Here is a 4,516-nt window from a genome sequence, read left to right as displayed (position 1 = left end):
CCGGTTCCGCCGTGCCGCGGGACCGGGCGGCCTCGCCGTGTGTCGCACACCGCCATGTCGCACACCGGCAGGCCGCACCCCGCTCACCCCGCAGCGGGTGGTGCCCCGTCGAGGGTCATCCGGCCGGGCGACCCGCTGTGGGGGCGTGCGGTGGGGCCCGCCGAGTCGCGGGAATGCCGCGTGTCCCTGCGTCCCTGCGGCGGGTGATACCGCGTCCGTGTGCCACGATTGTGTGACTGCGCAGCAGGCTCGTTGCGGCGGACGGGTGGTCGTTCTTCGACGCCGTGTCGACAGCCGGTAGCCTGCCGTCGCTGGAGTTCGATCGCGGATGGGTGTCCGGAGCGGCCGGGTGCCTGATGTCACGGAGGTGTGTGGATGCGGCTCGCTGTGATCCCCGGCGACGGGATCGGGCCCGAGGTGGTGACCGAGGCACTCAAGGTGCTCGCCGAGGTCGTGCCGAACGCCGAGATCAGCAGGTACGACCTCGGCGCCTCCCGCTGGCACGCCACGGGGGAGCTGCTCCCCGAGTCGGTGCTGGGTGAGCTGCGCGAGCATGACGCGATCCTCCTCGGCGCCGTGGGTGACCCGAGCGTGCCCAGCGGCATCCTGGAGCGCGGCCTGTTGCTGCGCCTGCGGTTCGAACTCGACCACCACGTGAACCTCCGGCCGGGGCGCCTCTACCCGGGTGTGCGCGGGCCGCTCGCCGACCCCGGTGAGATCGACCTCGTCGTCGTGCGCGAGGGCACCGAGGGCCCGTACGCGGGCAACGGCGGACTCCTGCGCAAGGACACCGAGCAGGAGATCGCCACCGAGATCAGCCTGAACACCGCCTTCGGCGTGCGGCGCGTCGTCGCCGACGCCTTCGACCGGGCCGAGCAGCGCGAGCGCAAGCACCTGACGCTGGTGCACAAGACCAACGTCCTCGAACACGCCGGATCGTTGTGGTCCCGGATCGTCGAGGAGGAGTCGCTGCGACACCCGGACGTGACGGTCGCCTACTCCCATGTGGACGCCGCCACCATCCATCTGGTGACCGACCCGGGCCGGTTCGACGTCATCGTCACCGACAACCTCTTCGGCGACATCGTCACCGACCTGGTCGGCGCGGTCACCGGCGGCATCGGTCTCGCCGCGAGCGGGAACCTCGACATCTCCAGGCGGAACCCGAGCATGTTCGAGCCGGTGCACGGCAGCGCCCCGGACATCGCGGGCCAGAACCTCGCGGACCCCACCGCGGCCGTGTTGTCGGTCTCGCTGTTGCTCGACCACCTCGGGGAGAAGGAGGCGGCCCGCCGCATCGAGGCGTCGGTCGCCTTCGACCTCGCCACGCGGGACCAGAGCTCGCCCGGCACCACGCAGGCCATCGGCGACCGGCTCGCCGCGCTGGTCTCGTCGAACGCGCGCCAGGTGAGCTGACCGGAACACCGGTCCCGGCGCGTGGCGGAGGAGGCGCGGCACGGCGCGGCGCGGGTCGTTTCCCCCGGACGGGCGTGGGTAGTCCGGCCGTATGTGGAAATGGCTCCGTGTCCTGCGTGGGCGCATCGAACCCGCCTCCTCCAGCGCGCCGGAGGCCGACGCCGCCGACGATCCGGCCGTCTCCCGCGCCCGGCCGACCGGCGGCAGGCCGGACGAGCGCGGGGACAACCAGTCCTCGACCGGTCCCGGGCACAACGACACCTTCGTCGGCCGGGCCGCGGGGGACGACCTCGGCTACGCCGGGGAGACGGGGGCCGAACGCCGCCGGAAGCGGTGACTGTGCCACCATGAGGCCATGACCACCGTAGGTGTGCTCATTATTCGCCGGCGCGCCGGTTGAGTGCCCCATCCGGGCACCCGGCGCGCAGACCTCTCGCGATCCCGCGAGGGGTCTTTTTTGTTGGTCGGACACCGTCCGGTCGGACACCGCTTTGTTGATCGGAAACCGTGGCGAGGAGACCCCGTGAACCGCACGGAACCCGCGGGCACCCCGATGGGGGACCGCTTCCACCTCTACGACACCACCCTCCGCGACGGCGCGCAGCGGGAGGGCATCGCGTACTCCGTGGCCGACAAGCTCGCCGTGGCGCGGTTGCTGGACGAACTGGGGGTCGGGTTCATCGAGGGCGGATGGCCGGGTGCGCTGCCCAAGGACACCGAGTTCTTCGTGCGCGCCGCCGCGGGGGAGCTGTCCCTGCGGCACGCGGCGCTGGTGGCGTTCGGCTCCACCCGGCGCGCGGGGGTGCGTGCCGCCGACGACCCGCAGGTGCGGGCGTTGGTGGACTCGGGGGCGCCCGTGGTGACCCTGGTGGCGAAGGCGGACCCCCGGCACATCGAACGGGCGCTGCGGGTGGACACCGACGAGGCGTGCGCGATGGTGCGGGACACGGTCGCCCACCTGGTCGGGCTCGGTCGCCGGGTGTTCGTCGACGCCGAGCACTTCTTCGACGGCTACGCGCACGACCCGGAAACCGCACTGCGGGTGCTTCGGGCCGCGGGCGAGGCGGGCGCCGACGTCGTCGTGCTGTGCGACACCAACGGCGGACAACTGCCACTGGGTATCGCGGAGACCGTCGCCGAGGTCGGCAGGCGCACCGGACTCCGGCTGGGGATCCACTGCCAGGACGACACCGCCTGCGCGGTGGCGAACAGCGTGGCCGCCGTGCAGGCCGGTGCCACGCACGTCCAGTGCACCGCCAACGGGTACGGCGAACGGGCCGGTAACGCCGATCTGTTCGCCGTCACCGGCAACCTGGTCGCCAAGCTCGGCATGGACGTGCTCCCGGAGGGTGGTGCGGCGGAGCTGACCCGCGTCTCGCACGCACTGGCCGAACTCGCCAACATCGCCCCGGACACCCATCAGGCCTACGTGGGTTCCTCCGCCTTCGCGCACAAGGCGGGTCTGCACGCCAGCGCCATCAAGGTGGATCCGCTGCTGTACAACCACATCGACCCGGCGGTCGTGGGCAACGACATGCGGGTGCTGGTGACCGAGATGGCGGGCCGCGCGAGCCTGGAACTGAAGGGCGCCGAGATCGGCCTCGACCTCACGGACCGGCCCGAGGCACTGAGCAGTGCCCTGAAGAAGGTGAAGGCACTGGAGTCGGAAGGGTGGTCGTTCGAGGCCGCCGACGCCTCGCTGGAGCTGTTGCTGCGCGCCGAGGCGGACGACGCGCCCCCCGAGCCGCCGTTCGCGCTCGAGTCGTACCGCGTGGTGCTCGACCACCGGCGGGACGGGGAGGTGGTGTCCGAGGCCACGGTGAAGGTGCACGTCGGTGGCGACCGGGTGATCGCCACCGCCGAGGGCAACGGTCCGGTGAACGCACTCGACGCCGCGTTGCGCCAGGCGCTGCGCCGGCACCTGTCCTGGTTGGACGATGTGGAACTGGCCGACTACAAGGTGCGCATCCTCGCGGGCAACCCGGGCACCGACGCCGTCACCCGGGTGCTCGTCGGGTCGTCCGACGGGCAGCGCGAGTGGACGACCGTGGGGGTGCACGCGAACATCGTGGAGGCGAGCTGGCTCGCCCTGTGCGACGCGCTGGTCTACAAGGCGGGCGTCGCGACGGCGGACGACGGGCGGTAGGATCGCGGCGTGCGTCTGGCTCGAATCGCTCATCCCGACGGTGTGGCCTTCGCCTCGATCGAGGCCGAGGGCGACACCGACGAGGCGGCCCAGGTTCTGGAAATCGCGGAACATCCGTTCGGGAAACCGAACTACACCGGCAGGCGGTGGCCGTTGGCCGACGTCCGGCTGATCGCCCCGATCCTGCCGACCAAGGTGATCGCCGTCGGACGGAACTACCCCAAGCACGCGGCGGAGTCCGGCAACGAGGTCCCGGCCGAGCCGATGATCTTCATGAAGCCGTCGACCACGGTGACCGGGCCGAACACGGCGATCAAACTGCCCCGCGCGTCGTCCCGGGTCGACTTCGAGGGCGAACTGGCCGTGGTCATCGGCCAGCCGGTGAAGAACGTCCCCGCGGAGAAGGCCTCCGCCGCCGTCCTCGGCTACACGGTCGCCAACGACGTCAGTGCCCGCGACCTGCAGGCCTCGGACGGGCAGTGGGGCCGGGCCAAGGGCTTCGACACCTTCTGCCCCGTGGGGCCGTGGATCGAGACCGCGGTGGACCCGGCCGACCTCCGGCTGACGAGCGAGGTGGACGGGGTGCTCAAACAGGACGCCCGCACCTCCGCGATGGTCCACAAGGTCGGCGACCTGGTCGCGTTCGTCTCGTCGGTGATGACGCTGCTGCCCGGGGACATGATCCTCACCGGTACGCCGGAGGGCGTGGGGCCGATCGAGGAGGGGCAGCAGGTCTCGATCACGATCGAGGGCATCGGCACGCTGACGAACTCCGTGCAGGCGACCTGACCGGCGGGACCGCCCCGCGCGGTCAGGACGGTGGGCGCCGGGCGAACTCCGGCGCGTGTTCGGGTCGGGGACCGATCCCGATCAGATAGGCCGGGACCACCGTCAGCCACGGCGCGCGGCGCAGCAGGGCGAGCACCGGCCTCGGCGGGCCCGCCCGGCGGCCCC

General features: G+C 72.0%; 4 protein-coding genes and 1 pseudogene. 4 read left to right on the top strand and 1 reads right to left on the bottom strand.

Going from position 1 to position 4,516, the window contains the following annotated elements; all coding sequences use genetic code 11:
* Window positions 1–375 precede the first annotated feature (375 nt).
* The 4 genes from ACTIR_RS0117075 to ACTIR_RS0117060 all read left to right on the top strand — a co-directional run bounded on the left by ACTIR_RS0117075 (window position 376) and on the right by ACTIR_RS0117060 (window position 4,351).
* Window positions 376–1,416 carry a 3-isopropylmalate dehydrogenase gene (locus ACTIR_RS0117075; RefSeq protein ID WP_026455191.1) on the top strand — a complete coding sequence of 347 codons (1,041 nt, stop codon included), beginning with the start codon at window positions 376–378 and terminating at the stop codon, window positions 1,414–1,416.
* Window positions 1,417–1,507: 91 nt separating this feature from the next.
* A complete protein-coding gene (locus ACTIR_RS0117070) occupies window positions 1,508–1,753 on the top strand; it encodes a hypothetical protein (protein WP_007024737.1) in 246 nt (81 codons plus the stop codon).
* Between the two features lie 186 nt (window positions 1,754–1,939).
* Complete coding sequence (gene cimA, locus ACTIR_RS0117065; RefSeq protein WP_026455190.1) at window positions 1,940–3,562, top strand: citramalate synthase; 1,623 nt, start codon at window positions 1,940–1,942, stop codon at window positions 3,560–3,562.
* 9 nt (window positions 3,563–3,571) lie between these two features.
* Window positions 3,572–4,351 (top strand): fumarylacetoacetate hydrolase family protein, encoded by a 780-nt coding sequence (locus tag ACTIR_RS0117060; protein ID WP_026455189.1) that lies wholly within the window; start codon window positions 3,572–3,574, stop codon window positions 4,349–4,351.
* Between the two features lie 22 nt (window positions 4,352–4,373).
* Here the strand turns inward: ACTIR_RS0117060 and ACTIR_RS27570 are convergent.
* Window positions 4,374–4,516: pseudogene (locus ACTIR_RS27570) on the bottom strand (FAD-dependent oxidoreductase); the annotation flags it as partial.

Origin of the sequence: Saccharomonospora iraqiensis subsp. iraqiensis (assembly GCF_000430445.1) — a bacterium.
Lineage (GTDB): Bacteria > Actinomycetota > Actinomycetes > Mycobacteriales > Pseudonocardiaceae > Saccharomonospora > Saccharomonospora iraqiensis.
Note: the sequence above shows the minus strand (reverse complement) of the source record. Positions and strands in the feature narration are given on the sequence as shown.